The organism is Candidatus Bathyarchaeota archaeon A05DMB-5, from assembly GCA_019685655.1.
Lineage (GTDB): Archaea > Thermoproteota > Bathyarchaeia > Bathyarchaeales > Bathycorpusculaceae > DSLH01.
The window spans coordinates 65,754-89,200 of record JABFQP010000006.1; the positions used below are offsets into that span (position 1 = coordinate 65,754).

Genomic DNA, 23,447 nt, shown 5'->3' on the forward strand with positions numbered 1-23,447 from the left:
TCGCCCCATACAAGATTTCTTTTTCGAAAGCACTTTTCGGAAGAAAAAAATTAATTATTCGCGTTATTGTATATGTTAATTATTGTTGTCATGGTCTCTTAGTGAGTGGTCATGTTAGGTGATAGAGCTAATAATTCAAGTATCAATACTAATTTTGTCTTTAATTGTTCTAGCGATAGCAAGCCACTTCACAATAAAATACGTAGAAAACTTGATTATGCTCACAGGCTTAAGCGAAGCATCAGTTGGGTTCGCAATTCTGGCGGTCATGACTTCAACACCAGAAATTGCAGTAGCCCTCTTCTCAGCTATTCAGGGAACCCCGGGAATCAGCGTTGGAGACGTGCTAGGCTCAAACGTTTTTAATATATCTATGATAATCGGCATACTCGCAACACTTGGCTACCTAAAGAAATGCAGAAAAGATCTCATGATAAAATTGACAGACATTCTTATCTTAACATCAATAATTCCCTTCATTCTCATCCTATTTAATATGGCCAGTCGTTTTGTGGGCGCACTCCTTTTGGGAATTTTTGCCTTCAACATTTTCATCATGACAAGAAAAAGGACACCATCCGTTGATGAACCACTTACTGTTCACAATAAACTGGTAACTGTGCTAATGGTAATTATTGGAGTTGCAATCGTCATACTTGCAGCTCGCTTTGCGGTCTCTTCCGCTGTTAATATAGCAATTACTTTCGGGGTTCCCCCCATTACAATAGGCGCCAAAATAGTTGCAATAGGCACATCACTTCCAGAACTATCTCTTGATCTCACAGCAGCCCGACGTGGACGTATTCAACTTGCACTTGGGGATATCATCGGCTCTAATTTAACCAATCTAACTTTAGTATTGGGACTTCTCTTGATCTCTTCACCATTTACCGTGGATATATCAACCTTTGCCGAAATAATTCCTTTTGTGCTTATTACAACAGTTATTTTTTGGCGATATTTAACGAAAGGATATATTTCGCAAACTGTTGGAATAACTTTAATACTGTTATACGTGCTCTTTCAAGCAATTTTTTAAGTGTGATTTTATTTTAAGAGCAAAATTTCTTTAAGCTGAACAGCAAATTAAGGATAAAAAGGTTTGAGGTTAATGGATCCTGTTACGCTTGCATTGATATTAGGCGGCTCAATAATTGTAATAGGTTTTTTAACAAATTACATATTTGAACGCACAGGTTTTCCAGATATGCTTTTCCTCATAGTTTTGGGAATGCTTATTGGACCGTTGGCAGGTGTGATAAATGCTTCTTCAATAATGGGATTGGCACCGTATCTCGCTGCATTGGCTTTAGTTTTCATTTTGTTTGATGGTGGGATGGCTATGAATATCTATCGTGTTTTCTCTGAAAGTCCTAGGGCTGCAATTCTTGCTATAGCAGGTTTTGTAATGAATGTTGTTGTAACAACCGCGTTTATGATGTTCATTGTCATTCCAGATAGACCTCTGTTGTATTCTGTATTATTTGGAACGATGTTTGGAGGCAGCAGCAGTATAGTGGTGATTTCCCTAGCATCCAAAATTAAAATAAGCGAAAAATGTTCGACAATACTAAGTCTAGAATCCGCAATCACAGACATATTATGCATAATTTTCTCGCTCGTAGTGATTGAGATCTTGTTAAGAGGGACATCCTTAGAATTAATAACAATTGGTCAATCTATAGCTAGTAGATTTTCGATAGGAATAGTATTTGGAATAATTTTCGGTCTAGCATGGTTAAGCGTTTTGAAGAGAATTAGGGAGATATCCTACGCTTACATGCTCACCCTTGCCGTGGTACTATTAGCTTATGCACTTTCAGAATTCTTAGGCGGAAGCGGTTCACTTTGTTCCCTCTTGTTTGGCATAATGCTAGGTAATGAAAAAGAAATTTACCGAATACTCAAAATAGGAGGATCATCCGACTTAGCTGTTGACTTCGGATTAAAAAGGTTTGAATCTGAAATTGCATTCCTTCTGAGAACATTCTTCTTTGTCTATATTGGTCTTATAGTTACTATCAGCAATATTACAACAGTCATTCTCGGAGTAATTCTCTCGCTACTGTTATTGTTAACTAGACTAGGAGCCGTGAAACTTGCTACTATACGTTGTTTCGAGTTGATTAAAGAACGACCAATAATGGGCGTAATGCTAACAAGAGGACTGGCAGCAGCTGTGTTAGCAACATTACCCCTTCAATATTCAACACCTGAAGCAATTGCACAATATGGGTATCCAGCTGAAGTTTTCCAAAGCCTGTCACCTCTTTACATTAACTTTGCAGTCATGATAATTTTGACTACTGCAATAATCGCAACCGTAGGTATTCCGATTCTTAAATGGAGAGCAGAAAAATAATCCATTCAACCAACTTTATCCATTCAAGTCAAAATGTTCTTCTGAAGTTCTTTTTCTCGATGCAAAATCGCTTAAACCTCATTAGTAAATCTATTTAGACAGTTTTTTGAAAAACAAGTCAACATTGAAATCTGATAGAAAATTTTTTATAGAAATCACAAAGAATTAGGAGTTTGAGGTCGCAATCGTGTCTGGATCCAAAACAAAGAAGAAAAAGGGGAAAACAAAGAAAAAGAAGTGAGCAAACGACCACACTAGACTAAAAATCCCCATTTTTTAATTTTCTTTATTGAATGGTGCGTTACTATGGAGTTGGCATGGAATGTTTCAGTTGTGAAAATCGAAATTATCACAAGGAGATTATTAATATTTATAAAACATTTAAATTAACTTTGCATTAACAATTATTAATGGTGGAAATTTGTCTCAAAAAACTGGAATATTAATTTTTCCATTTTCGGCTCTCTCTGAAAATCGCAGAGAAGCGTTCTCAGAAGAAATGGAGAAAGCTACTATCTATTGTTTTGCTGAGTTAGAACGCGAAAAAGGCGGAGGTTTAATTCTGAAACAGCCAGCAGAAAAAATAGCTTTCATATCTGAGCTTTGTTATCCTTTCTGGCTTATTCCTTGGAGTAAAGTTAACCTTCTTTTCGACGGGTTAAGCACCACAACTTACACTTTGACTTACAACGCTATTCCAGACGTAAAGACGTTCATCGAAAACATCGAAAGAAGCTCAAAAATCTTAGAAACATACATGGCTTTTCTGGCTGATAACATCAACTATTTCCAAATTCCCGAAGGCGCAAAAGAAATTGCAATAAATGGTCTCATCAGCGACCCGAGTTTCCTCAGCGAATTTGCTTTATACCTTAATGAAGCCACTCAAGTTGAAACATCCTTGTCAGATTTGACCATGTTATCACCCACTTTGGAAGAATCCTCTATTCTTTCTTCACTGCAAGAAATTGAAAATCTCAAATCCACGTTTAAAGAAGAAATTGCCGCTCTTTACGACAGCATGAAACTATTAAACAACACAACACGCAACTTCACTAAAACAATTAGAGCCAAAATAAAAACAATCAAAGACGAATTCAACAGAGAAATCAAGAAACAAGAAGCCATTGTAAAACCTAAAGTAGACCGCATAAACGAAGAATACAACGAGAGAATAGCTAAACTCGCAAAAGACATTGAAAAGCAACTTCTTCCGTTACAGAAAGAGAAGGTCAAATTTGAAAAAACAAAAGAACAAACGCTTAACAGAATTGAACGCTACAAATTAGAAGCAAAAACACGAGCGGCAAGCAAGGATGCTGCCGGCGAACGAAAATGGAAAGAAAAAATCAACGAAGCCAAAAAAGAACTCTCCGACATCGAATCGAAGATAAAGGATGTCGGAAGAAGAATAAAAGAAGTGGAAGATAACAAGTCGACTGAAACTATAAGGCTGAAGTCTGAATGGGAAGCCAAAATAAAAGAAGCCAAAAAAGATTTGTTAGAACTCGAAGCTTCTCGTGACTCTAAAATTCAGTTTAACAAGCAAGAAATAGAAAAACTGGAGAAGATGACCACAACAATAATTGAGCAGATAAATAAGATGGCTAAGATGAGAGAAACAGGGCTTGCTGGATTTGAAAAGCTTGGAATCGAACAAAAACATAAACAAAACACGATAATTTATGTGCCGTTATATTTAGTCTGCTACGCCTCCGAAAAAGGCAAACGCTTCGTAGTTTTTCCTCCATCCACTGTAAACAGCATAAGCTTCTTAACAAAACTCAAAGGAGTTCTAGGCAGAGCCAAAATTAAACAGTTACTTGTCCCACGCTTCAAAACTCTAAGCTCACACTTCTACAAACTTCCAGCCTTAATCGAGCGAAACGCAGTTCTTGAAAGAGAAATAAACGAGAAAGGCAGCAGAACTGACATTTTGAAAGTAGAATCAGCGCGAGAAGAAATTCAGAATACCTTAAAATCGCTAAAAGAGGAAGGTTGGCTTTCAGAAAAAGAATACGAAACTTTTGCAAAAGCCTATTCAAAAATTTCTTCTTAGTGCAGAATTACTTTAGTTTGTTTTTCTTTTTTGCTGTTAACGACAAGGGGCTTTCGTCTTTTTGTATAATCTTACCTCTTTCCAGTAATTCTACAACGTCATCTACAAACTTGAAATATACTGGGTCTCTTAGGTATTTGGAACGAGGTCTTGGAATGTCAACCTTCACTTCTCCAATGACTTTTCCTGGTCGGGGCGACATCACGATGACTCTATCTGCCATAAAGACGGCTTCTTCAACATTGTGGCTCACCATTAAAAACGTGTTTGTCGGTAAAGCAGGATTTCGCCAAATGTCAAGCACTAACTCACGTAGAGTTTTGGCAGTGAGTTCATCCAGCGAAGAGAAAGGCTCATCCATGAGCAATACTTCTGGTTTCAATGCTAATGCTCTCGCAATTCCCACGCGTTGCTTCATTCCGCCTGAAAGGTCATGTGGATACGTATTCTCGAAACCTTCAAGCCCAACCATCTTTAAGTATTCTTCGGCGACATGCTTTCGCTTTTCTTTTTCCATGCCAAGCACTTCTAATGGCACTTCAACGTTTTCTAAAGCGGTTTTCCATGGAAGTAGACCGAAAAGTTGGAAGACCATAGCTATTTTTGGGGTAGGCTGGGTAATAGGTTGTCCACGAAACAATATTTTGCCCGAATCTGCTTTTTCTAAACCTCCGATGATTCGGAGCATGGTGGATTTCCCGCAACCTGAAGGCCCTACTAGACAGACGAACTCATCATTTCCAACAGAAAAACTCACATTATCTAATACCAGAACTTTTGATTTTTCCATCAGGAATGCTTTCGTCACGTTTTCTACCTCAAGCACTGACAAAATTTACACCTCGACATGATACTTTTCAAATTTTCTGAGCAGACGCCGCCAAAGGAATGCTTCCATTGAGAGCACAATTATTGCAACTATGCCAAGGAGAAAGATTAGCATTACAGTATTTCCGTATTCATATCCTGCCTTGTCCAGTAATGAGCCTAGACCTGGGACTGAAAGTGGTGAAATAGTTGGTTCAGTTGACGGCATGTATTCTGCAAATATTATAGTGTTCCAGCCTGTTCCCCATGAGAGTATGCTTCCAGTAACTATCGAGGGCAATATGGATGGGATGACTATGTGAGTTATTCTCTTAAAACCTTTAAACCCGAAAATTTGACCAACTTCTTTTATTTCTGTGGGAATGTTTTTCACTGCGCTTACAATATTGAGGAACATATACCATATCATGTCGAGAACCAACATAAGAATGCACGTAAGCTCGAGAGCAATTCCAGGGACTCCGATAAGTCCATTTAGTCCAAGAAAAATAACAGGAAACAAAGCTAGAATAGGCACTCCCTGTCCAATATCATATAAAGGATAGAAAATAGCCGCGAATCTCTTGTGCTCTGCAGCCAGCACTCCCATACCAATGGCTACTACAAGAGAGATTCCATATGCTATGGTAAGTCTTCCCATAGTCAAGGCGATTAACAATGGCAGCCGACCCAACTCTTCCGCTGGTGGCTCATTGAATCCTCCGCGAATTACTGCAAAGGTTGGTAGCTGACCGGACACAATGTATAAGGCGAAAAAAATCCCCGAAAAAGCCAGGATGACAGCAAGGAGTTTTTCGATGCGGGTGTATTTTCGCAAACGTTGAGAAACGATAAAGAAAGATTTTGGCCAATGAAGCCTTCCGAAGTGCAGCCAACTGGTTGACTTTAGAATTCCAAGTTTTCCAACTCCTGAAAGGTCCATTCTAAATACTGGTTTGAAGGTGCCTGTGCTTGCTCGTTCCATAAGCTTATGCCAAGTCAAAGTATTGAAGTATACGACAATAAAGGTTATGAATATGAGGAGAATTATGGAGAGAGTCATGTCTTGATAAAAGTAGGCAGCCCTCGCAAGAAGATATCCTAATCCGCCAGAAGGCGGTGCAACAACATTCCCTTTGTACTGAATGTATTCTGCTGCAATCATAAAAAACCAACCATCGCACCATGCAAGGTTTGCCCCTGAAATTACTGCTGGGGTGATTGCTGGCAACACTACATGCCTAATATATCGCCATCCTGTTAAACCGAAACTTCGTGCTGATTCGACAACGTTTGTTGGTATGCCTCGTATGGCTCCAAGTACTCCGAAGAAGATAGCCCATGCCATGGATGTGAAGAGCAAGACTATGACAGATATTTCAATGCCGAAGGGGCCTAATGCAAACAAGAAGCCAATCACCATTGGGAAGTATCCGAGTATGGGAATTGACTGCAGAAGGTCTATGAGAGGTGTGAGAATAAACGATGCTATCTTGTTTGTGGCTGCTAATATGCCAAAAGAAACTCCCCAAGCTATTGAAATCAACAGTGTAATTACGATTCTAGAGATTGTGCTGAGAGTGTAAAGAGGAAGATTTTTAATCTCTGAATATCCAATAAAAGCCACGATTAGCCAAGTCATCATGCAGAGGATGATTAGTCCACCGACAAAGCTGATTATGTACTTTCTCAAGTCTCATTCGCCAGACTAACCTAAATCATAATAGCGAGAACGCTTGGGGAGAGATTTAAGAATATCGCATGTTAGGAATGTGTTAGAAATTAATGTTTTAACAGTGTCTTGAGTGTGGTGAAGAACTCGATTAAGTTACGTTAATTTCTTTAAATCGTTTAATAGCATAGTTCACAATTTTCGTGGTTTCCTCAGCGTTTTTCCATTCCTTAAACTTCACCCACTTATGCGGTTCTAGTCGCTTGTAGGTTTCAAAGAATTCCTGAATTTCTCTAAGTTTATGTGGATGCACATCACTGATGTCATTATATCCATCGAATCTTGCATCGTTAACAAGCACAGACAATAACTTTGGGTCTATGCCGTTTTCATCTTCAATTATTAATGCTCCTATGACTCTCACTCTAACTATGCATCCAACTTCAAGTGGCTCGTAACTTAACGCCATTATGTCCAGCGGGTCTCCATCATCAAACCACGTTTGTGGAACAAACCCATACTCCACTGGAAAGACTACAGATGAGGGTATTATGCGGTCTAAAACAAACTGTTCCCATTTAATGTTATATTCGTATTTGTCTCTTGAACCACCGATAACTTCAACCACCATGTTTAGCAGTTTTGGCGGTTTATCGCCTGAAGGAATATCTTTCCAAACGTTCATTTGCTTAAACCTCAAGCAAAGTATCAAATTTATTGATTTATGCTTTTTTAGGAAAAATTATTGTTTTTGCCTTTCTTGTCGCCATATTTTGCATACAATTCCTTTCTTAAAGCTTCCAGCATTTCGATTTTTCTTCCACAAAATTCAGCAGCCGTGACAACTTTCACTTTACGCTTTTCTGCAGCTTCATAAACTGGCTTTATTCTTAACTTGTAATTTAAATCGCGCAGAAAATGATGGTCCAAAACAAGCGTGTTAAGGCTTAATTTGTTTATGGCTTTAACAAGGTTGTTGTTGGAGATTTCAAGGCTTTTGTATGAGTAGCGAAAGCCAAGCATGTAAGTCATTGGGCCATCAATAAACAGAATGTCTGGCTTTTCTTTCAGTATGAATTTAATTTGTTCTGGAAGCGAAGGACCTTCCACATCAGACGTGTAAAGAAATTTGTCGTTGCCGCTTTTTATGCTAACTTCAGTAACGTATCCAAGACGTGGGTTTGTTCCGTGACAGACAGCTTTTGAAAAAGTTATGTGTGTTTTTCCTATTCGAAAATTTTTCCCATCAGCAACCTCAAGTTTTTTGGGCTTCTCTCTTATTGCTTTCAGAAATAAAGCTGCTCTTTCCCTTTGACTTAAGTTTATGTTCTCTGTTGGATGTTTTATGAAAACTATCTTGTTCTTGTAAAGTTCTGGAGCGTCTGGGTCGTGGTGGTCGTAATGGTAATGTGTTACCATTAACACGTCAGCTTCTTTCGCTTGGCGCTTTATCCTTTTCCAAGCTTCATCAAGCTTCTGCCATTCCAGAAAATGCGGTGGCAAACCATAACGGATGGGTCCCAAAGCTGCTCCGGGGTCGATTAGGATTTTTAAGTCGTCTGTCTCGATGAATGTTGCCATTGAACGAACGCCTAGACTGTCGAAGGCTAAGGGAACAATTTTCTGAATCATTGCTTTGTTTCCTCTGCGAAGAATGCCTCCAGTTTTCTTGTTTCACTTTTCCTTAGAATTTCCGCACACTTCTTTGGGTCTAAAGGTTTAAACTCTAACCCTAAAGTTTCAAGTAGTCGCTGAACGTCTTTAGCTATGTTTGGCGCCGCAAGTATTCCACGTATTTCGCGGTTTGCCTTTTCTTTTATTGCATCAATGTATTTTGCAAGCTGTATTGCCGCTTCCTTACCAGCAGTTTTACGTTTAACCTCCACAACCACAAGTCTTCCATTCTTATCTACACCATAAACGTCAACAAAACCCGGCTCAACCTTCTTCTCATAGCTTATGGGTTTGAATCCTTCCTCCAAAAGTGAAGGCTTCATCAAAATTGCTTTATGCATGTCTTCTTCGCTGGCGTAAAGAGAGAATTCGCCTGAGTCAACAAGGCTCATAACTGAGACCATGTTAATCCTGTCGAAGGACACGTTAACTGATTCGCGTGGTTTTTGCCTCACTGCACGAATTTCTAGAATGTCGTTTTTAGTTTGCACGTGGAAGATGCATCCTGGTGGTTGCCAATTGACTGGTTCGTAGCCTACTGAGCGGTGGACAAGAAGCGAACCGTCTTCCTTGATTATGAGAATGCGTTCGCCCGGTTCAAGCTTCGATTTTGCTCTGCCGAAGTAATTTACCCAACAATTGCCGATAACTAGAAGTGTTTTGCGTTGAGAGATTGCTTCTCTGGCTACTGTTTCTGCTTCTGAAGTGTTTGGATTAATTAGAACGTTCAGAGGTTTGTTGTTTGACACGGTTTTCTCCAATACTTTTAGAAGGTTCGTGCCTACATAAGATTTCTTAAGGATTGCCATGAGCGAGTGGGACAAGAAACGCGAGATAATGCATCGTTATGATGTGACAGCGCACATTTATGACATGCGGTATGCTGAAGAGCAAAAGGCTAAGTTTCAAACTGCGTTCAAGAACCTTAAGATGGAAAGACTGGGCTTGGTTTTGGATGTTGGGTGTGGTACGGGGCTTTTGTTTGATTCTGTTGCTGACAGAGCAGAAATCGTTGTTGGCGTGGACCTTTCCAAAAAGACGATGCTCAAGGCGAAGGAATATGCTAAAAGATTTTTGAATGTGCATTTAGTATTGGCTGATGCTGATAAACTACCTTTTCCAGAGGACTTTTTCAATCACGTTTTCGCTTTCACGTTACTTCAAAACATGCCAAATCCACCAGCGACTTTGAAAGGAATTGTAAGAGTTGCAAAAGCAAAGGCGGTAGTTGTGGTTACGGGTTTGAAGAATGTTTTCTCTCGTGAAAGTTTTGAAGAGTTGCTTAGAGATGCTGGCTTGAAGGTTGCTGTTTTAGAAAGTGAAAACTTAAAATGTCATGTTGCAGTTTGCAAAAAAATGGTAGATTAAGACTTTGTCGATTGGGTTTTTGGTGTTAATGTTTATTGTGCACGAAAAACATTGGTAAGTGCGCAAGTTTTACCTGCAAATTTGCTTTAAACATAATTGAAACAAAATCAAGGTGTCCATGCGAATCATGATTCTTTCCATGCTTTTCCATCACTTTTCACGTGATTGACAACTAAACTATATATGAAAGTAAAGAATTAGAACTATAATTCCACCGAATTCACAATGTGCTATTCGAATTGGTGGGTTGTAGATGCCTCTAAAAACAATAAAAAAGAGCACACAAGAAGCGTTAACATTAGAATGGGTTCTCCATGTAAAAAATTACAAATTGAATCTTGACAAAAACCTTTGTGTAGGATGTCAAATCTGTGCTTTAGCTTGCCCTAAAGAAGCAATCAAACTTGAGAAACAGCCCAAAACGCAAGGAGAAAAAGCCAAAAGGGCTAAAGTTGACATTGACTTGGCAAAGTGTAATTTTTGCGGAATATGCGACATACTATGCCCATACGGTGCAGTAAAAGTAACTTTGAACGGTCAGCATATTCTTTCAGTGATTGAAAAGGAAAGCTTTCCGCAACTGATTCGTGATATTCAAGTGGATGCAAGCAAATACCCCACAGAGAGTTTAAAGTGTGAAGAGGCATGTCCACTTAATCTGGTTAAGATAACATGGTTCACACCAGATGGAAAAACGGTTGAAAACGTCAAGAAGCTTACAAAGAAAGAAAGGAAGGGCCTTCAAGTTAAAATTGATGTGGACAAGGAGCATTGTCCGTGTTGTAGAATATGCGAGTTCAAATGTCCAGAAGGTGTTATGCGCGTTAAGAAGTTTATTCATGGCAAAATCGCTATTCATGCTGAGAAGTGTCCGGAAGGCTGCACGGACTGTCTTGATGTTTGCCCAATAACTGGGACGCTTTACTATTCTGATGAGGATAAGAAGGTGCATGTGGACGAGATGTTTTGTGTTTATTGTGGTGCATGTAAAGTTGTTTGTCCCGTTGAGGATGCTTTAGAGCTTAAACGAACGAGAATAATTCATACTCTTGTTCGTTCTGGTGCGTGGAATAAGGCTTTGGAAAGGTTGGCTTCGCCGATTGAGGTGACTAAGGAGTTGAAGGCTAAGGGTTCTCGGAAAGGAATGGAATCTGTTGAGAAAAGACTTGGATGGAAGGGTGTGTAGGTATGGCTGAAAAGAAGGTTGAGTTTGAGGAGCCGCGAATTGGCGTTTTCATTTGTCACTGTGGTTTAAACATAGCTGGCGTAATAGACATAAAAGAACTCGTTGAATATGCTAAGACGTTGCCAAACGTTGTTTACGTTAAAGACAACCGCTACACATGCGCAGACCCTGGACAAGAGGAGATTAGGAAGGGAATTAGGGAGCATAAGCTGAATCGTGTTGTTGTTGCGGCTTGTTCTCCGCGTATGCATGAGCCTACTTTTCGTAGAACGGTTTCTGATGTTGGTTTGAACCCATTTTTGTTTGAGATGGCGAATATTCGTGAATTTTCGTCTTGGTGTCATCCGAGCACGCCGAAGGAGGCTACGGAGAAGGCTAAAGATTTGATAAGGATGGCTGTTGCGAAGGCAAGATTGCTGTATCCGCTTCAGACGATTGAGGTTCCTGTTACGAATAAGGCTTTGGTTATTGGCGGCGGCATTTCTGGGATGAATGCTGCTTTGGATTTGGCTGAGATGGGTTTTAAGGTATACTTGCTTGAGAAGGGCGAGAGCATTGGTGGTCACATGGCGCAGTTGGATAAGACGTTTCCGACGCTTGACTGTTCTATTTGTATTGAAGGTCCGAAGATGGTTGATGTTGGAAGGCATCCGAATATTGAGATAATTGCTTTTGCTGACTTGTTAAGTGTTAGTGGTTACATTGGCAATTTCAAGGTTAAGATAAGGAAGAATCCGCGTTATGTGATTGCTGCTAACTGCACGGGCTGTGGCGAATGTAAGGAGGCTTGTCCGATTGAGTATCCTAACGAGTGGGACATGAATTTAGGTGTTAGAAAAGCAATTTCTGTGCCCTTTGACCAAGCAGTTCCGCTTGTTTACACGATTAATAAGGATTATTGTATTGAGTGTTACAAGTGTGTTGATGCTTGTGGAGCGCGGCAGGCGATAAATTTTGAGCAGAAACCCGAAGAAATTGAGTTGGAGGTTGGGGCGATTGTTGTTGCGACTGGTTATGATATTTATTTGCCTTATGATATGCCGCTTTATGGTTATGGCAAGTATCCTAACGTGATTACTTCGCTTGAGTTTGAGAGGCTTATTCTTGCTGCTGGTCCTACGGGTGGAAAGGTTGTTCGGGCTTCGGATGGGCAGAAACCGCATAGTGTGGCGTTTATTCAGTGTGTTGGTTCGCGGGATAAGAACAAGTATCCGTATTGTTCTAACTTTTGTTGTATGTATACTTTGAAGCATGTTGTTCAGCTTAAGGAGAAGTATAAGCAAGATGTGGAGGTTTACGTTTTTTACATGGATATGCGTAGCAACTTTAAGGGTTATGAGGAGTTTTATGACCGTGCACGTGAGTTGGGCGTGAACTTTATTCGTGGACGAGTAAGCCGTATTTTGGAAGTTCCTGAGACGAAGAATTTGCTGATTCATGCTGAGGACATGACGCTTGGTGAGCCTATTGAAGTTGAAGCGGAAATGGTTGTTTTGGCAACTGCGGCTATTCCGAAGAAGGGCACGGATGAGATTGCGCGGATTTTGAATTTGACTCGTGGAGCTGATGGCTTTTTCATGGAAAGTCATCCTAAGCTTAAGCCTATTGATGCGCCTACTGATGGGATTTTTTTGGCTGGTGCTTGTCAAGGACTTAAGGATATTCCCTACAGCGTTTCACAAGGCAGCGGTGCGGCTTCGCGTGCTGCGACTGTGCTTTCTAAGCCTAAGTGGAAGATTGAGCCGATAGTTTCTGTTGTTGACCCGAGTAGGTGTAGGAATGTTAATACTAAGTGTGGGATTTGTGCTGAGCGTTGTCCGTATGGTTCGATAAAGGTTGAGGAGAAGAAGCCAGCGGAAGTTATAACTGCCATGTGTCACGGTTGTGGAACGTGTGTTGCTGAGTGTCCTGCTGACGCGATTACGCAGATGCATTTTACTGATGCGCAGATTTTGGCTCAGATTAGGGCTGCTTTGGAGAGGGAGCCTGAAGATAAGATTTTGGCTATTTTATGCAACTGGTGTAGTTATGCGGGTGCGGATTTGGCTGGCACGAGCAGGTTTGAGTATCCGCCTGTGATTAGACCTATTCGTGTTATGTGTTCTGGCAGGGTTGACCGTGATTTTGTTTTGGAGGCGTTTAGGCTTGGTGCTGGTATGGTTTTGATTGGTGCTTGTCACTTGCCTTATGATTGTCACTATATTAGTGGGAATTGGAAGATGAAGGCTAGGATGGATGCTTTGGCGCCTATGTTGCAGAAGCTTGGCTTAAGCCCTGAAAGGTTCCGTGTGGAGTATGTTTCTGCTGCTGAGGGTGTGAAATTTGCTGAGGTTGTTCGTGAGATGGCTGCGCAGATGCAGGCTTTGGGTAGGGAGAAGATTAAAGTGGAGAATGCGAAGTTGCGTCCTGTTTTGGAGAACATGTTGAAGAGGAAAGAGAAGAAATAGGTGTGTGGAGAGGCTAGACCCCCCTTATTTATAGGTTCAACTTGTGGTTAGGTGTTTTTTCGCTAAGTAGACAACTACGCCTACGCCTAGTCCTGCTGCGCCTATTATCCACGCTTCAAGTGGGATGAAAATCATTAAGGCTAGGCATGTGATTGTGCCTAGAACAGGAATACATCTTGGGCACAGTCTTTTCTGCGTTTTCAATTTTAGTGCGGACACGTTTGCTAGTGTGTAGTAGAAGAGTAGTGCGAAGGTGCTTATGGCTACGACTCTGCTGAGGTTGATAAACAAAGCGAGTAGCGTCATTGCGGCGCCGATTATCCAGATTGAATAGTATGGCGTGTTAAATTTTGAGTGGAGTTTGCTTAGGGCTTGTGGGAGGTCTTTTCTTCTGCCCATTGCGTATGCCATGCGCGACACGCCTAAGATTGAGGTGAGTAGGACGCTTGCTGTTGCAAGTAATCCGCCGGTTGAAACTGTGTAGACTGCGGTTGTGTTTCCTGTCATGCCTATAGCGTCTGTTAATGGTGATTTTGAGGCAGAGAGGTTTGGCGCGCCTATGAGTCCGATGGCTACGATGCCGACGAGAATGTAAACGAGTGTGGAGATTGCCAATGACAATAGTATGGCTTTTGGAACGTTGCGTCTTGCGTCTTTTACTTCTTCTGCGATTACGGCGACGCGTGCGAAGCCTCCGTAGGCGAAGAAAATGTAGAAAGCGCCAGAGAGCACTCCGAAGTTGAAAGGTGTGAATGGGGCGAAGTTTGCATTGTTTATGTGTGCTACGCCGACTATTACGAAGAGTGCCAAGATGAGTAGTTTTGCGGCAACTAGAATGTTGTTGATGAGGGCTGATTGGCGTATGCCAAGAAAGTTGAGCACTGTGAAGGCGATGCAGAGAAGCGCGGCAATCACGTTTGGCGGTAGAGTTGGCGTTATTGCTGTTAGGTAGTATGCGAAGCCTAAGGAGACCGCGGCGCCTGCAAACGTGTTTGATAGTATCCACATCCAGCCTGTTAGGAAGCCTGCGAAGGGCGAGATTAGCTGGTAAGTGTATTCGTAGATGCTTCCTTCCTTGGGCTGCCAAGCGGTCAATTCGGCGAAGCTTAACGCAGTGAAGAGAGCGATTACTGCAGCTATAAGCATGGAAACGATTAAGGCTGAACCAGCCAAACCAGCCGCAATACCCGTAACAATAAAAATGCCAGCACCTATAATCGCACCAACACTAATCGCAGTAGCATCAAACAAACCCAAAGAAGCTTTAAGTCTGTGTTGAGTTTCCTCTGCACTCATACAAGCACCAAGTGTAGCAATTGTTTTTTTAGAAGATGAAAGTTATTAAGACTTAACCTTCGTCTCTTCAAAATTATCATCACACGTCATCTATAACCAAGGCTTAGCTTTCACCAGAAATGCGGAAAAGTTATAGCTGAATCCAGAAGATTATTGTTGGCTGGTGCTTGGGTGTAAATAATGGTTCATATAAAAGACCTCTTGAAATATAATGAGATTGTCAGACGCAAATATTTTGAAAGTTGCATCAAACTTTCTTGGGATGAGTTCACCAAAAATAGGGAAGCAAGTTTCAACTCAATTAGGAACATATTTGTGCATACACTGGGTGCGATTGATTATTGGTTGGATTTTCTGCGGAAAGAAAACCTTAGGTCAAAGAAGAAATTCGATGAATACAGGACTTTCGATGAGGTTAGAGCCTACATGGAACATGTTGAGAAGCGAATGCAAGAATATCTTGATTCACTGTCAGATAAGGGACTCCAAAAAACATATCGAATTGCTGGCGAAGACCACAAAACGATTAAACTCACTGCTGAAGATATTTTGGTTCATGTTTTTGAAGAAGAAGTCCATCATAGGGGTGAACTGATAGCGCTATTTTGGCAAATGGGTATTGATCCACCTCCAATGGGATGGAAAGGGCTGTAGAGTGCCAAAAATGCCTAATCGCAATTACCTTCACATTGTTTTGAAATTACTGCTTTTCTTGTCTATCTTCCCAGTATTCTCTCGTTCGTAAATACTGAATCTTTGCTTTTAGTAGGTCCATGTAGAATTCGTCTTCTTTCATGTGCATCTTTCCCAGTATCCTAAACGCTGTTTCTGGTCCAACACCTTTAACTTCCAAAGCTACTATCGCTTTCTTGCCATAACTTAGCACTAAATCTGCCGTGCGCCTCGCATCCCTCAACTCTTTAAGTTCCTCTTCTGCTAATTCCTTGTCTTCACGTCTTTTCTTCAAAATTTCACGCAAACGCTTCGCATCTTGACTCGGATAAAGCAACGCCAAAAGTTCCGAACCACATTTTTCGCATGCTGGTTTTTCTGGCAAACTCCTAATCTTCTTCTCGCCCGTCCATTCTCCACACGATATGCAAAGCAACTTTGCAGTTCTCGCCTCTATTGCCTTTTTCATCTTGTCAATATTGCTTAGCAAAACCTCTTCTGGAGCCATCAGCTCCGAAATGTCAGAATACATGGCGAGTATGCGATAGGCTAGTGGTGTGGGCTTTTCAGAACGCCAAACAGTGCTAACTTTCACATTCCCATCCTTAATGTTATGCATTATCTCTTTAACTTTCGCCACATTCACCTTCTCCAACAACGCCTCACGCAAAGTCTCATCATAAACCGGCGTGTCCTTAAACTGACCAACAAGCTGACCCTGCTGTTCAGGACCCATCGTTTTCCCACGAGGCAAAGCTCCAAACCTTTCAGCAACAAACTTCATCTTGTAAGAAAACGGAAACCGCACTTCCAAATAGTCACTAAAAGCCTTATCCACTTCTTCATCTGACAAACCAAACAATAATGCGGGCATCTTCTCAACGTCCCGCTGCGCCAAACTCCTCGGCATTTCAACAAGTATCCTATATCCATCGTTCCACCAGCCAACAATCAATTCCTTATCCGAAAGCACTGAGTCGAAAATGCTGCCTAAAGTGCGGTTTACAATTTCGCCGAAACTTGCATGGACTATCAGATACTTGTCGAAGGCTTCAACAAGAATGTGATTATTCGTTGGTAATGGCGCGCCTTGCTTCAGATGCTCCGCAACCTCTCTAGCAGCATCCAACAAAGCCGTCTTTTCCACTTTAAGCTTACCAGCAAGCTTCTCCGCTACAGCCTCTGCCTTATCACTTTCTCGCAACGCATCCCTAATCACTTCACGCAGTTTGCCAGTTTCCTGAGCCAACTCAAAAGGCACAGGCAAAATCTCCCCATCCCAACCAGGAATCGCAGCAAACGGGTCTTCGGCAGGAACAACGTAAACCGTGCCAGTCTCATCCTCTATCTGCACTATACGCCAAACCTTTCCTCTAACAATAAAATTCAAGCCTACGCGAGCTCTTAGTGCCATGAACTCGTCGCCCAAAGTGCCAATCTTTCGGTCAGAAATCACGTTTATAATGGGATAGCGTTTCTCGTCTGGAATCATAGACAAATTCTCAAAGTAATAACGCCTACTCTTTCGGGCTCTTCTCAAAACTTTTCCTTCTCTGTCAAACCTTAATTCGTCAAGGCTGTCTAAAAAGTCTATCACGTCCAAAAGTGTTTCTTCCTTAAGATTGCGATAAGGATAAGCCTTGCGCACGGTAGCCAACACCTCTTTCGTTGTCAAAACTCCCTTATCCATAAGCAACCCGACCACTTGATGCGCCAAAACATCCAAAGCGCCTTCATGAATCAAAACCGGCTCAACCCTATTCGCATAAGCGTTTCTTACAGCCGCTGTCGATTCCAAAGTGTCGTCTGGAAAAGCCGTGACAATGACGCCTTCAGAAAGCATGTCAAGTCTATGCCCACTACGCCCAACGCGTTGAATTAGGCTGCTCACTTGCCTCGGCGAAAGATACTGAACAACCAAATCCACATTGCCTATGTCTATGCCAAGCTCCAACGTGCTCGTGCAAATAATCGCCTTCAAAACCCCCGCCTTAAAATCATCCTCAATCTGCACGCGCTCTTCCTTCGACAAAGAACCATGATGAACCGCAATGTCCGCTCGTCCAAGCTGACCAAACTTGTGACCAAGCATCTCCGCATTTGTCCGACTATTCACAAAAATTAATGTTGACCTGTGACTATCAACAAGCTCTAACACTCGCCTTATTCTCGCCGCCGCCTCAGGCGAAGTCCGAAGTTTACCAGCCAACTCGTAATCCGCATCAGTCGGCAACGGACTCTCCACGTTATAACTGTAACCTTTAGGCGGCAACGCCTCAACAATTCGAACCTCTCGACCAGCTCCAGCAATAAACTGCGCAACCTCTTCTGGGTTTCCAACAGTAGCCGACAAACCAACCCGCTGAAACTCTTCGCCAACAACATCAAAGAGGCGCTCCAAAGCTATTGAAAGCTGAACGCCACGCTTACTCGACGCTAACTCATGCACCTCATCAACAACAACATGCCTAACACAACTCAAGTGCTGCCTCATGCGCGCGCCCGGAAGAATCGCCTGCAAAGTCTCCGGCGTAGTCACAAGCATCTGAGGCGGCGAAATCGCTTGTCTCCTGCGCAGTTTCATTTCTGTGTCGCCATGCCTAACCTCCACCGTTAGGCCTAACCTCTGAACCCAAAAAGACAAACGCTTCAGCAAATCACGGTTTAAGGCTCTTAAAGGCGTGATGTAAACTATTGATATGCCCCTCTTCTTTTCCTGTTGAATCAGCTTAGAAAAGATTGGAAGAAGAACCGCTTCAGTTTTGCCGCTTCCAGTAGGTGCAATCAAAAGCACGTTTTCTCCAGCCAGAACATGTGGAATTGCCTTTGCCTGCGGAAGCGTCGGCTCAGCGAAGCCTAATTCGGCTAAAGCGTCTCGGATAGGCTTGACGAGTGAAAGGAAAACGTTTGAGTTCGCATGGTTACTTTTCATTTGCTCGTGCCAAAACTATATTGTCAAGGAAAGCTTTAAACTTGCATCTTCACGATAAGCAACAGCCACTTTTCTCTCAAATCTTCCTTGCGTTAGCATGTCACCGAACACTTCAACCAACAACTCGTTTCGGGAACAGAAAAACACCTCGCCCTGCCCGTTTATCCAAACATGCAGTCCTCTCGTTTTTTCTTTGTGAAGAAAATGCAAGAATACATGCGTTTTTTCCACATGTAACATGCTCAACGCGCTTGGTCCTTCCAAAGACGAAAAAAGCGCATTCAAGGCGTCATTAACATCAGCCTTTTCGGTCAACAATTCTTCAAACAAGTGTGGAATCACTTCCGAGTCTATAAGTTCAACTTTTTCAGACTCGAAACTATGCGCTTTAAGAGCCTTTCTAATTTCCTTATAATTCGTGACGCTACCATTGTGGGCTGAAATGATGGTCAAATTTGGATTGCACTTTGCAATGTAAGGCTGAGCGGTTTCCCTAAAAGAAGAGCTTGCCATAAACTGGGGACTCGGCATCCGCACATGCGCGATTAGAACAGACACCTCTTTTACGCCGAAAATTTCAGATAAACGCTTAGCAGGCGAACCATTTACGCTTCCAATTTTTTCACAAATAACTTCTCCATTTTCCTTAAGAACGGCAATTCCTGCTCCGTAGCCTCCGACAGGTTTCGGTTCCGATGGGTATTGGTGAGTTTCCAGTTTTTCGAGTAGTCTGAACACGTTTTCCGTGGCGATTGGCGTTTTTAGAGCGAAACCGAATATGCCGCACATTTGCAGTGTCTTCCGTAAGCGTAAATAACATGAACAATTATTTCAATATGTTGGACGATGAGGTAATCGAGGTACACTGACAAAGCGGATGATTGCTTTTTCCGCTCCTGAGTCCAAAACTTTTTCGCGTAGAAGAAGTCAACTAAAAATCGCGAAATAAGAGGAGAGAGGGGTAAGAGCGATTTTTACTTTTCTGATGGTCCCGTGACGTAAGCCCATATGCTGACCATGACAAGCGTTAAGCAAGCGCCGGCGAATCCTGAAATTACGTATCTAGCTTTGAGGACTTCTGGCAGCACTGTCATGATTGCTGGAATCACGTATTCCGCTGTTATGTCAGCGATGACTCCTGCAGCGAATCCGAGGGCGGCTACTATGAGGAAGATTTTCATTCTGTCTTTCAACTTTTTCACCTTTGCCTTACACTTGATTTCTAAGCCTCTTTTTAGTCTAACTTACACATTTTTGTCTATTACGCAGAAATCAGCAACTTTACCTTTTAATTGGAAAATTAAAGCTCAAAACGCTTTTCGCTTTGACATATAGCTCTACGTATATACGTGCATATTTTCACCATGTTAACAATGCATAATATCGTTCTGCGCATCCTTCTTTTTCGGAGGTATTAATTTGTCAGAAAGATTCGCAAAAAAATGGGAAACTAGAAGAGACGAACAACCATTCACAAACCGCATCAAGGAGGCAGTCAGACCGCCAGGTCCACTGAAGCCGCGATTGGACTTCGCAGTTAGACGCATTGAATTGCAAGTTCAGAAACTTGACCAAGCAACTGAAAGGTTCAGCCAAAGGGACAAGGCAATATTCGCAAGAATAGTCGATGCTTACACAAAGCATGACACTGCACGCGCAAACGTCTTCGCAAACGAGCTGGCAGAAATACGCAAAATGGAAAGATTAATTATTAACGCAAGACTCGCACTCGAACAAATAGTATTAAGATTACGCACTGTATCAGAACTTGGAGATGTAGTATCAACCCTAGGACCAGCAGTCGGCGTTTTAAGGTCAGTGAGAGCAGGACTTGTAAGCGTATTTCCAGAAGCAGAAAACGAACTCGGAGAAATTGGCAACCTACTCAGCGGTATAATGATTGAAGCTGGACAAAGCTCAGGAATGACATTGAACTTTGACGCAGTAAACGAAGACGCACAGAAAATTCTCACAGAAGCCGCCACAGTCGCAGAACAAAGAATCAAAGAAAAGTTCCCAGAACTCCCACCAGGAATTCCGGGACTCCCAGCAGCTTCCTTAGGCGAGAAAGCACCAACCGAAACCTCTTAAAAATATAGGGGAGAAAAACCATGCCACAAGACCCCAATCTTTTTCTTTCCGTTGGAAAACAAATTAAAGACGAATACGGACGAGTAGTAGGCAAAGTAGCCTCTTTTGCAGTCTCTCCTAATGGAAAATTCGACGCTGCATTCATTGAGCAGGGCGACGGAAAATTCTTGAAACTTCCCGCGGACCACCTGAAATTTGACGGTGCCGAAATAACACTCATGTCTAAAATAAAAGCGAAAGCATCCCTCTTATGTGACCAGATACCACTTTTATGGCGAAAAGACCAAGCCCTCAAAGAATTGGTTGAAAAGAAGAAGATTTCGCCTGAACTTTATGAAGAACTTCACAACAGCTTTGAGGGAGCACTAACTCAACTAAAAACCGAAGCACAATCTATCATTGAAGAAATAAACAGAGAAATTGTCAGATGTACCGAAGAGACAAGAGAGCTGAATTACGCTCTGGTGCATCTGGAAATCGAGCACGAGATAGGAAAAATCGACGACCAATATTATGGAGCCGCCTTCGCAATAATCCAAGAAAACCTGAAACGAGTCAACGTGGAGAAAAACGATTTAGAACTCACGAAAAACAAACTTTCAAACATTCTACTCGGCGAAGACCTAAAAACCGCAGAACCACCGAAAGAGAAGGCAAAGATTGAAGCTCCAAAAGAATTTGCTCCAGTTTCGTCAAGTCCTGAACTCCCAGAACCCCCAGTAGTCGTTTATGTAAAGGAAATAGGAAGAAGCGGCATATAGGCCAGCAACTGACGGTGGCGGGCGGAGGGACAAAAAATCAAAGGTTTTCTTCATCCGAACCCTCCACCATTTCGGGAAACAGTTGCTAAGTCAATTCAAACCCTGAAAGTTCAACGCAACAAACTTGATCAAGCAAGTTTTCGTCTCAAGGAAAGAGACAGAATTCTCTTTCAAACATGCATTACTGCTTTAAAAAACAAGAACAAAGAAAAAGCAGCGATTTGCGCGAACGAAATCGCAGAGGTTCGTAAACTAATAAAGTTTCTTTATAATGTTGAGTTAGCCATAGAACGCGTAATTCTCAGACTTGAAACCATAAAAGAGTTAAGCGACATTGTAATCGACCTGAAACCTTCCTTAAAGCTTTTGCAGCGGGTGTCACAGGAACTGTTTGAAGTTTTGCCTGACGTTTCTTCCGAACTAAACAAGGTCAACGAAGAAATAAGCGAAACATTGTATTCGACGCGAATAACTGCTGACAAGTCAGTAATACCAGTTAACAGAAAAACGCCCGGAGGAGAAGAAATACTAAAAGAAGTGTCGGGCTTTCTAGAACAAAGACTCGCGGAAAAACTTCCCGAACCGCCCGCTACAATTACAGAGCCCGAAACTGAACAGCCCGCATTGAAAGAAATGGTTGCGTTAGCCGCTAACTGTTCGCAGGCAGCGGGTCAAGAAACTGTGACAGAGCATGACGGAAATTCTTCCCAAACCCTCTTTTCTTATAAAAAAGCTGAGATTCAAGAAATCTCCTTAAAAATTGAGAATCCACTTTTAGAGGATATGCTTCTTGATTATGTAAGGAAATGTAATGGAGAAATTGACATAGCGCGCTGTTCTACAGATTTGAAAACTTCTGATGAGGAAGTTAGAAAAGCGCTTGAAAGTTTAGGAGCGAAAGGAAAAATAAAAATTGAGTTAAGAACTGGAGAGTAGGAGTGAAAAAATTTTGAGCGCCTCGCAAGAACTTGAGAAAGCCGCAACAAATTACGCGTTAGAAGCAGTGCGCTTAGACAAGCAAGGTTCCAGAGGCTTGGCAATAACAATGTATCAGAAAGCCATAGAAAGCCTCCTCAAACTTGTCCAACTCTATCCAGAATACAGCTTAAACAAAGTTTACATACAGAGAGCAATTGCCTACCAAGAGCGAATAAAAGCGTTACAAGGAGCAGTTTCGCCCGCAGAATTTCGCGAGGAAACCCAAGGTTCCGAAAATGCAAAAACTACGGAAGGCGGCAAATCAAGCTACGAGGAACTGATAGTAACTGAAAAACCAAACGTAAAATGGGAGGAAGTAGTCGGATTAGACAATGCCAAAAGAGCCGTGAAAGAAGCAATAGTTTATCCAGTTCAAAGACCAGACTTATTCCCATTAGGATGGCCACGTGGGATTCTCTTGTTCGGACCGCCAGGCTGCGGCAAAACTCTCTTGGCTGCCGCGGTTGCCACAGAAATAGACGCAACTTTCATTTCCATCGACGCAGCCTCAATAATGTCTAAATGGTTAGGCGAGGCCGAACAGAATGTCGCCAAACTTTTCGGTTCAGCTAGAAAATCAGCAAATGATGGAAAACCATCCATAGTTTTCATTGACGAGTTAGATTCTCTGATGGGTGCACATTCAAACGAAGTTGGCGGAGAAGTACGCGTTCGAAACCAGTTTCTGAAAGAGATGGATGGAATAGTTGACAAGGGCAAAAATCTTCACGTTTACGTGATTGGAGCCACGAATAAACCGTGGGACTTGGACTGGGCTTTCATCAGAAGATTCCAAAAAAGAATTCTGGTGCCGCTTCCAGACCATCACACTCGCTTGATGATGTTCAAACTTTACACAAGCAATCTGCAACTCGCCGCTGACGTTGATTTGCACGAATTAGCACGATTATCTGAAGGCTTTTCTGGAAGCGATATAAGAGACGTCTGCCAATCAGCACACCTAAAGCTTATAGGCGAATTCTTCGAATCAGGCCAAGCAACCAACAAACAAGCCAAGCCTAGACCCCTAAGAATGGACGATTTCAGACTGATACTGGAAGAGAGAAAACCAAGCGTTTCGCTTGACATGCTATCCTTGTATAATAGATGGTTTGAAGCCTTCAAGGCTCTTTAGGAGGGAG

20 protein-coding genes are annotated in these 23,447 nt (G+C 42.0%); 11 read left to right on the forward strand and 9 right to left on the reverse strand.

The window, feature by feature from the left end; genetic code table 11:
* The first annotated feature begins 118 nt into the window (after positions 1-118).
* From HM003_07985 to HM003_07995, 3 genes are all read left to right on the forward strand, one after another.
* Positions 119-1,039 (forward strand): sodium:calcium antiporter, encoded by a 921-nt coding sequence (locus HM003_07985; GenBank protein MBX5329271.1) that lies wholly within the window; start codon positions 119-121, stop codon positions 1,037-1,039.
* A gap of 72 nt (positions 1,040-1,111) precedes the next feature.
* Positions 1,112-2,362, forward strand: a complete 1,251-nt coding sequence (locus HM003_07990; protein ID MBX5329272.1) for a hypothetical protein — start codon at positions 1,112-1,114, stop codon at positions 2,360-2,362.
* A gap of 421 nt (positions 2,363-2,783) precedes the next feature.
* Positions 2,784-4,421: a hypothetical protein gene (locus HM003_07995; GenBank protein MBX5329273.1), complete on the forward strand. Its 1,638-nt coding sequence runs from the start codon at positions 2,784-2,786 to the stop codon at positions 4,419-4,421.
* Positions 4,422-4,428: 7 nt separating this feature from the next.
* Here HM003_07995 and HM003_08000 read toward each other — a convergent pair whose 3' ends face one another.
* The 5 genes from HM003_08000 to nucS all read right to left on the reverse strand — a co-directional run bounded on the left by HM003_08000 (position 4,429) and on the right by nucS (position 9,323).
* A complete protein-coding gene (locus tag HM003_08000; GenBank protein MBX5329274.1) occupies positions 4,429-5,253 on the reverse strand; it encodes an ABC transporter ATP-binding protein in 825 nt (274 codons plus the stop codon).
* A 3-nt stretch (positions 5,254-5,256) separates the two neighbouring features.
* The gene (locus HM003_08005; GenBank protein MBX5329275.1) at positions 5,257-6,921 is read right to left on the reverse strand and encodes an ABC transporter permease subunit; all 1,665 of its coding nucleotides are present in this window, start codon (positions 6,919-6,921) and stop codon (positions 5,257-5,259) included.
* A gap of 130 nt (positions 6,922-7,051) precedes the next feature.
* On the reverse strand, positions 7,052-7,585 hold the full coding sequence (locus HM003_08010) for an inorganic diphosphatase (protein MBX5329276.1): 534 nt from the start codon (positions 7,583-7,585) through the stop codon (positions 7,052-7,054).
* A gap of 47 nt (positions 7,586-7,632) precedes the next feature.
* Entirely contained in the window at positions 7,633-8,532 is a 900-nt protein-coding gene (locus HM003_08015; GenBank protein ID MBX5329277.1) for an MBL fold metallo-hydrolase, read from the reverse strand.
* Positions 8,529-9,323, reverse strand: coding sequence for an endonuclease NucS (gene nucS / locus HM003_08020; protein MBX5329278.1), 795 nt, complete (start codon positions 9,321-9,323; stop codon positions 8,529-8,531). The genes HM003_08015 and nucS overlap by 4 nt, the downstream gene beginning before the upstream one ends.
* A gap of 58 nt (positions 9,324-9,381) precedes the next feature.
* Here nucS and HM003_08025 point away from each other — a divergent pair, with 58 nt between their 5' ends.
* From HM003_08025 to HM003_08035, 3 genes are all read left to right on the forward strand, one after another.
* On the forward strand, positions 9,382-9,942 hold the full coding sequence (locus HM003_08025; GenBank protein ID MBX5329279.1) for a class I SAM-dependent methyltransferase: 561 nt from the start codon (positions 9,382-9,384) through the stop codon (positions 9,940-9,942).
* 253 nt (positions 9,943-10,195) lie between these two features.
* Positions 10,196-11,128: a 4Fe-4S dicluster domain-containing protein gene (locus HM003_08030; GenBank protein ID MBX5329280.1), complete on the forward strand. Its 933-nt coding sequence runs from the start codon at positions 10,196-10,198 to the stop codon at positions 11,126-11,128.
* A gap of 2 nt (positions 11,129-11,130) precedes the next feature.
* On the forward strand, positions 11,131-13,575 hold the full coding sequence (locus HM003_08035) for a hydrogenase iron-sulfur subunit (protein MBX5329281.1): 2,445 nt from the start codon (positions 11,131-11,133) through the stop codon (positions 13,573-13,575).
* 36 nt (positions 13,576-13,611) lie between these two features.
* Here HM003_08035 and HM003_08040 read toward each other — a convergent pair whose 3' ends face one another.
* Positions 13,612-14,871: an amino acid permease gene (locus tag HM003_08040; protein MBX5329282.1), complete on the reverse strand. Its 1,260-nt coding sequence runs from the start codon at positions 14,869-14,871 to the stop codon at positions 13,612-13,614.
* A 180-nt stretch (positions 14,872-15,051) separates the two neighbouring features.
* Between HM003_08040 and HM003_08045 the strand changes: the two genes are divergently transcribed.
* Positions 15,052-15,525: a hypothetical protein gene (locus tag HM003_08045; protein MBX5329283.1), complete on the forward strand. Its 474-nt coding sequence runs from the start codon at positions 15,052-15,054 to the stop codon at positions 15,523-15,525.
* Between the two features lie 46 nt (positions 15,526-15,571).
* On the opposite strand, the gene HM003_08050 is transcribed toward HM003_08045, so the two are convergent.
* The 3 genes from HM003_08050 to HM003_08060 form a co-directional block, all read right to left on the reverse strand.
* Positions 15,572-18,475, reverse strand: coding sequence for a DEAD/DEAH box helicase (locus HM003_08050; protein MBX5329284.1), 2,904 nt, complete (start codon positions 18,473-18,475; stop codon positions 15,572-15,574).
* Between the two features lie 15 nt (positions 18,476-18,490).
* Positions 18,491-19,264, reverse strand: a complete 774-nt coding sequence (locus HM003_08055) for a hypothetical protein (GenBank protein ID MBX5329285.1) — start codon at positions 19,262-19,264, stop codon at positions 18,491-18,493.
* A 185-nt stretch (positions 19,265-19,449) separates the two neighbouring features.
* Positions 19,450-19,668 carry a hypothetical protein gene (locus HM003_08060; GenBank protein MBX5329286.1) on the reverse strand — a complete coding sequence of 73 codons (219 nt, stop codon included), beginning with the start codon at positions 19,666-19,668 and terminating at the stop codon, positions 19,450-19,452.
* A 226-nt stretch (positions 19,669-19,894) separates the two neighbouring features.
* Here HM003_08060 and HM003_08065 point away from each other — a divergent pair, with 226 nt between their 5' ends.
* The 4 genes from HM003_08065 to HM003_08080 are packed head-to-tail and all read left to right on the forward strand — an operon-like array spanning position 19,895 to position 23,440.
* Complete coding sequence (locus tag HM003_08065; GenBank protein MBX5329287.1) at positions 19,895-20,566, forward strand: hypothetical protein; 672 nt, start codon at positions 19,895-19,897, stop codon at positions 20,564-20,566.
* A gap of 20 nt (positions 20,567-20,586) precedes the next feature.
* The gene (locus HM003_08070) at positions 20,587-21,327 is read left to right on the forward strand and encodes a CdvA-like protein (protein MBX5329288.1); all 741 of its coding nucleotides are present in this window, start codon (positions 20,587-20,589) and stop codon (positions 21,325-21,327) included.
* 36 nt (positions 21,328-21,363) lie between these two features.
* Positions 21,364-22,263: a Snf7 family protein gene (locus tag HM003_08075; GenBank protein MBX5329289.1), complete on the forward strand. Its 900-nt coding sequence runs from the start codon at positions 21,364-21,366 to the stop codon at positions 22,261-22,263.
* A 10-nt stretch (positions 22,264-22,273) separates the two neighbouring features.
* The gene (locus HM003_08080; GenBank protein MBX5329290.1) at positions 22,274-23,440 is read left to right on the forward strand and encodes an AAA family ATPase; all 1,167 of its coding nucleotides are present in this window, start codon (positions 22,274-22,276) and stop codon (positions 23,438-23,440) included.
* The last annotated feature ends 7 nt before the right edge of the window (positions 23,441-23,447 follow it).

What these genes read in the sequence shown, in the direction of transcription:
- HM003_07990 (MBX5329272.1), top strand. Translation starts at nt 1,112, where the DNA reads ATGGATCCTGTTACGCTTGCATTGATATTAGGCGGCTCAATAATTGTA.
- HM003_08010 (MBX5329276.1), bottom strand. Translation starts at nt 7,585, where the DNA reads ATGAACGTTTGGAAAGATATTCCTTCAGGCGATAAACCGCCAAAACTG.
- HM003_08015 (MBX5329277.1), bottom strand. Translation starts at nt 8,532, where the DNA reads ATGATTCAGAAAATTGTTCCCTTAGCCTTCGACAGTCTAGGCGTTCGT.
- HM003_08025 (MBX5329279.1), top strand. Translation starts at nt 9,382, where the DNA reads ATGAGCGAGTGGGACAAGAAACGCGAGATAATGCATCGTTATGATGTG.
- HM003_08030 (MBX5329280.1), top strand. Translation starts at nt 10,196, where the DNA reads ATGCCTCTAAAAACAATAAAAAAGAGCACACAAGAAGCGTTAACATTA.
- HM003_08035 (MBX5329281.1), top strand. Translation starts at nt 11,131, where the DNA reads ATGGCTGAAAAGAAGGTTGAGTTTGAGGAGCCGCGAATTGGCGTTTTC.
- HM003_08040 (MBX5329282.1), bottom strand. Translation starts at nt 14,871, where the DNA reads ATGAGTGCAGAGGAAACTCAACACAGACTTAAAGCTTCTTTGGGTTTG.
- HM003_08045 (MBX5329283.1), top strand. Translation starts at nt 15,052, where the DNA reads ATGGTTCATATAAAAGACCTCTTGAAATATAATGAGATTGTCAGACGC.
- HM003_08050 (MBX5329284.1), bottom strand. Translation starts at nt 18,475, where the DNA reads ATGAAAAGTAACCATGCGAACTCAAACGTTTTCCTTTCACTCGTCAAG.
- HM003_08055 (MBX5329285.1), bottom strand. Translation starts at nt 19,264, where the DNA reads ATGTGCGGCATATTCGGTTTCGCTCTAAAAACGCCAATCGCCACGGAA.
- HM003_08070 (MBX5329288.1), top strand. Translation starts at nt 20,587, where the DNA reads ATGCCACAAGACCCCAATCTTTTTCTTTCCGTTGGAAAACAAATTAAA.